General features: G+C 76.4%; 4 protein-coding genes. 3 read left to right on the top strand and 1 reads right to left on the bottom strand.

What is annotated here, in order from left to right; translation table 11 throughout:
- Positions 1–265: 265 nt before the first annotated feature.
- From CCN51_RS22225 to CCN51_RS22215, 3 genes are all read left to right on the top strand, one after another.
- On the top strand, positions 266–994 hold the full coding sequence (locus CCN51_RS22225) for an ABC transporter ATP-binding protein (protein WP_014176037.1): 729 nt from the start codon (positions 266–268) through the stop codon (positions 992–994).
- Positions 976–2,244 carry a hypothetical protein gene (locus CCN51_RS22220; RefSeq protein ID WP_014176038.1) on the top strand — a complete coding sequence of 423 codons (1,269 nt, stop codon included), beginning with the start codon at positions 976–978 and terminating at the stop codon, positions 2,242–2,244. Before CCN51_RS22225 ends, CCN51_RS22220 begins: the two co-directional genes overlap by 19 nt.
- Positions 2,245–2,448: 204 nt before the next feature.
- On the top strand, positions 2,449–3,603 hold the full coding sequence (locus CCN51_RS22215; protein ID WP_014176039.1) for an LOG family protein: 1,155 nt from the start codon (positions 2,449–2,451) through the stop codon (positions 3,601–3,603).
- Here CCN51_RS22215 and CCN51_RS22210 read toward each other — a convergent pair.
- Positions 3,560–4,285 (bottom strand): glycosyltransferase family 4 protein (locus CCN51_RS22210; protein WP_107426043.1); only part of this gene is annotated, 726 nt, incomplete at its 5' end. The genes CCN51_RS22215 and CCN51_RS22210 overlap by 44 nt on opposite strands.

Below are 4,285 nucleotides of genomic sequence, written 5' to 3'. Positions count from 1 at the left end.
GAGACACCCACAGTAGTCCGCGGGTCCAGGACCCACCGAGAGCTACGGCGGGAGCTTCGGCCGCCTCGAGGCTCCCGTGCCCGGCCCGCCCCACCGGCACCGGCCGTGCAGAGGGCTGATCGGAGGAAATGACAGCGTGCCCGCGCCGAGCCTGGACGCGGGCAGCAGACGGAGTCCTTACCGTGCCAGTGACCCATTGGCCCTGCGCTCGTTCACCCGACTGGGGGAACGCACGGACGACCGCAGCTGAGGCGAGGTGCTTCGTATGGTGGCTCCGCCGGACAACGACGTGCTCTGGGCACGCACCCTGACGTACGCCTACGGCGGGTCGCCCGCCCTCGCCGGTGTCTCCATCGGCGCCCGCGACGGCGAGATCCTGGCCGTGACCGGCCCGCGCGGCTGTGGGAAGACCACCCTGCTCAAGTGCCTGTCGGGCCTGCTCGTCCCGGACCGCGGGGAGGTGTGGTTCAACAGCGCCCCCGTGCACACCCTCTCCCCGCTCGGCCGCGAACAGCTGCGCCGCGACCGCTTCGCCTGGATCGACACCGAACCCCAGCTCATCCCCGAGCTCACCGCCTGGGAGAACGCCGCGCTGCCGCTGATGCTGCGCGGTATCGGACGGCGCGAGGCCAAGAGCGCCGGACTCGAGTGGCTGGACCGGCTCGACGTCGGCGACTGCGCCCGCCGCCGCCCCGCCGCGCTGCTCCAGGCGCAGCGCCAGCGCGTCGCGATCGCCCGCGCGCTGGCCTCCGGGCCCGCCGTGCTGTTCGCGGACGAGCTCACCGCCCCGCTGCACCGCGCCGACCGCGCCCAGGTGCTGCGCACCCTGACCACGGCGGCCCGCTCGCACGGCATCACGGTGCTCCTCGCCACCCACGACGAGGAGGTGGCCACCCTCGCGGACCGCGCCGTCGCGCTGCTGGACGGCCGCCGGGTGGGCGCGGTCAACTCCCCCGAGGCCGAGGGCAGGTCCGCGTGCTCAGTCTCCGCCTAGCCCGCGGCGCCCGGCCCCTGGCGCTGCTGCGGCGGTTGCTGGTCGGCACCGCTGCGGCGGGCACGGGCTTTCTGCTGCTGTGCGCCATGGGGTACGCGGCCGGGCACGCCGATCAGACCGACGGAGCGGTCGTACGGCTGCTGTGGTGCGCGGTGCCGCTGGCCGCCACGGCTCAGCTCGCGATCGCGGTGGCGCGCGCCGACCCGAGCGTCCCGTTCGGCGCGGGTTTCGCGGCGGCCGGCGGCGGCCCGGCCAGGTCGGCCCTGCTCGCGGCCGCCTCGGCCGCCCTGTCGTGCGCGCTGGGCTGTGTGCTGGCGCTGCTCGCCTTCCTGCAGTTGCGGGGCGACCTGAGCGGCTCGTGGCTGCGGTGGGCCGATGCGCCGGGCGGGGCGGCGGGCGGCCCGCTCGGCGCCGGGCATCCACTGCCCGCGGCCGCCACGGTCACGCTGCTCGCCGTCGTACCGGCGGTGGCGGCCGCGGCCTGCGCCGCCCGCTTGTGGCCCCGGGGCGCCCAGCGGGCGCGGGGCGCGCGGACCGGCGGCGCGCTGACCGGCGGCCGGGCGCGGCCGCGGGGCGCCGAGCGGGTGCCGCGCGGCGCCGAACCGCCGGAGCTCGCGGCCCGGGGGCTGCCCTGGGGGATCGCGCTGACCGCTGCGGGGATCGCGTTGGAGGCATACACAAACAACATGGACAGCGGCCCGCCCCCGCCGCCCGACGCGCTGCTGCCGCTGCCCGGCGGGCTCGGGGGCAGCCCGCCCGGCGTGGTGGGCGGCTGGGCGCTGACGGCGGTCGGGCTGGTGCTGGCCGGGCCCGGCCTCACCCATCTGTGCGGCAGATTGCTGGCCGCCGGGCGCCCGGGCGCGCTGCGGCTGCTGGCCGGGAGGGTGCTGCAGCAGGAGGCGGGGCGCCTGGGGCATTCGGTCGGTGTGCTGTGCGCCGTCGCCACCGGCGCGTACGCCGCGGTCGAGTTGTACGCCACCGGCTCCGGCCCGTCCGGGCACCGCCCCTTCGGCCCGCTCACCGGCCTGGGCGCGGCCCTGATCGTGATGTGTGCCACCGCCTCGGTGCTCACGGCGGCGCTGGAGGCGAAGAGCGCGCGGGGCGGGACGACGGACGCCCTGCTGCGGCTGGGCACGCCCCCGCGCCTGCTGCGGGGCGCCGCGGCCCTGCGCGGGCTGGCGCTGCTGGTCCTGCTGGCGCCGCTGACCTGGGCGGTCGCGGAGCTGAGCACGCTGCCGTTCCACCGCTGACCGTACGGAACACGGGACTGGGGCCGTACGGGACGCGGGACTGAGGCCGTACGGGACGCGGCCGCCCGCAGCGTACGGGTAAAGCCGCCGCGTAAGCTGTCACGCCGGGCCGCCGCAACGGCGCACACGGCCGGTCCCCGCCCACTCCCCCCGCGCCCACCTGCGGGACGAGACCGCGCGCAGCGCCGCCAGTAGCATGGCGCCGTGCTGACCGACGACGCTTCCACCGCCGCCCAAGACCCGTGCCCCGACCGGGAGATCGAGTCCCTGCGGGAGTTCGACGAGGTCGTGGCGCGCGGCACCCTGGCTGGTTACCGCGTCCAGTCCGTCGACCTGACGGACCGTACGCGGGCGCTGCTCGACACGGACACCGCCGAGGCGGTCTTCCTCGGCTGCCCGATGGAGCCGGAGGCCGCCGCCAAGGTGCGGGCCGGAGGCGCGCTGGTCTTCCCGCCGGTGCCCGGTCTGCCGTTCGACCCGTATCGCGGCACCCTCTACTCGCCGCAGGAGCTGTTCGAAGGGCTGGCGGAGCAGGGCTACGCGGGGACGCCGGACGCGCTGGCGTACGCCTGGTTCCAGCGCACCAAGGCCGACGGCGACATCTTCTCCTCGATGCTGCGCTCCATCCACGACGACGCCGTCTCCGACGCCCTCGACGAACTCCTCACCGGGTCCCGGGTGGTGGGCGTGATGGGCGGCCACGCCCTGGAGCGCGGCTCCGAGGGCTACGCAGGCGCGGCCCGGCTCGGACGGGCCCTGGCGCGGGCCGGGCTCACGGTCGCGACCGGCGGCGGGCCCGGCGCGATGGAGGCGGCCAACCTGGGCGCGTACGCGGCCCCGTTCGCCGATGACATGCTCGACGAGTCCCTTGAACTGCTGGCCAAAGCCCCCTCCTTCCGGCCGTCCGTCGGCGAGTGGGCCGAGGTGGCCTTCGCGGTGCGCGAGCGGTGGCCGGACGGCGGCGCGTCGGTCGGCATCCCGACCTGGTTCTACGGGCATGAGCCGCCCAGCGCGTTCGCCTCGCACATAGCGAAGTACTTCGCCAACGCCACACGCGAGGACGGTCTGCTGGCGCGGTCGAACGCGGGGGTGGTGTTCCTGCCGGGCGCCGCCGGGACCGTACAGGAGATCTTCGACAACGCGACGCCGAACTACTACGAGTCGCGCGGCGAGCCGACGCCGATGGTGCTCGTGGACCGCGACCACTGGACGCGCCGCCTGCCGACCTGGCCGCTGCTGGAGGCGCTTGCCGAGGGCAGGCCCATGAAGGCCCGGATCGCGCTGGTGGACTCGGTGGACGAGGCTCCGGGCGCACTTATTTCGCTGGGGGCGTCCCGGGCGGCGTCGCCGGCGGGCTGAGCAGCCGGGCCAGCGTCCGGTACGAGGCGTCCCAGCTCCACTCCTGGCGCACCCAGGCCCGCCCCTTCTCGCCCATGGCCCGGGCGGCGGGCCGGTCCTGGAGCAGTGCGATCAGCCGGTCGGCGATGGCGGGCGTGGCGCGGCCGTCGACGACATGCCCGGTATCGCCGTCCCGGACGGCGTCCGGCGCGCCGCCGGAATCCCCGGCGAGCACCGGCAGCCCGGCCGCGGCCGCCTCCAGGAAGACGATGCCCAGACCCTCGACCTCCAGGCCGCCCTTACGAGTGCGGCACGGCATCGCGAAGACGTCGGCGGCGGCGTAATAGGACGGCATCGCACGGTGCCGCACCCCGCCCGCGAAGACCACGGCGTCCCTGACGCCGTGCGCGTCGGCGAGCCGGCGCAGCCCGTACGCGTACGGACCGTCGCCGACGAGCAGCAGAACGGCCCCGGGCACGGCCCGGTGCACCAGCGGCAGGGCCCGGATGAGCGCGTCCTGGCCCTTGCGCCGGACGAGCCGGGCGGCGCACAGGATCACCCGACGGCCGGTGAGCCGGTGGCGTTCGCGTACGATCCGCGCGTCGAGCCCGGGGCGGAAGGCGGAGGTGTCGGCTCCGGGGACCAGCCTGGTCATCCGGGCCGCGGCGGCGGACCCCAGGGCGGCGGCGACGGGCGCGCCCGT

Origin of the sequence: Streptomyces milbemycinicus, assembly GCF_002154605.1 — a bacterium.
In the GTDB taxonomy this organism is placed as follows: domain Bacteria; phylum Actinomycetota; class Actinomycetes; order Streptomycetales; family Streptomycetaceae; genus Streptomyces; species Streptomyces milbemycinicus.
The sequence above is the reverse complement of the archived record's forward strand: the minus strand, read 5'-3'. Positions and strand labels throughout refer to the sequence as shown.

What these genes read in the sequence shown, in the direction of transcription:
- CCN51_RS22225 (WP_014176037.1), top strand. Translation starts at nt 266, where the DNA reads ATGGTGGCTCCGCCGGACAACGACGTGCTCTGGGCACGCACCCTGACG.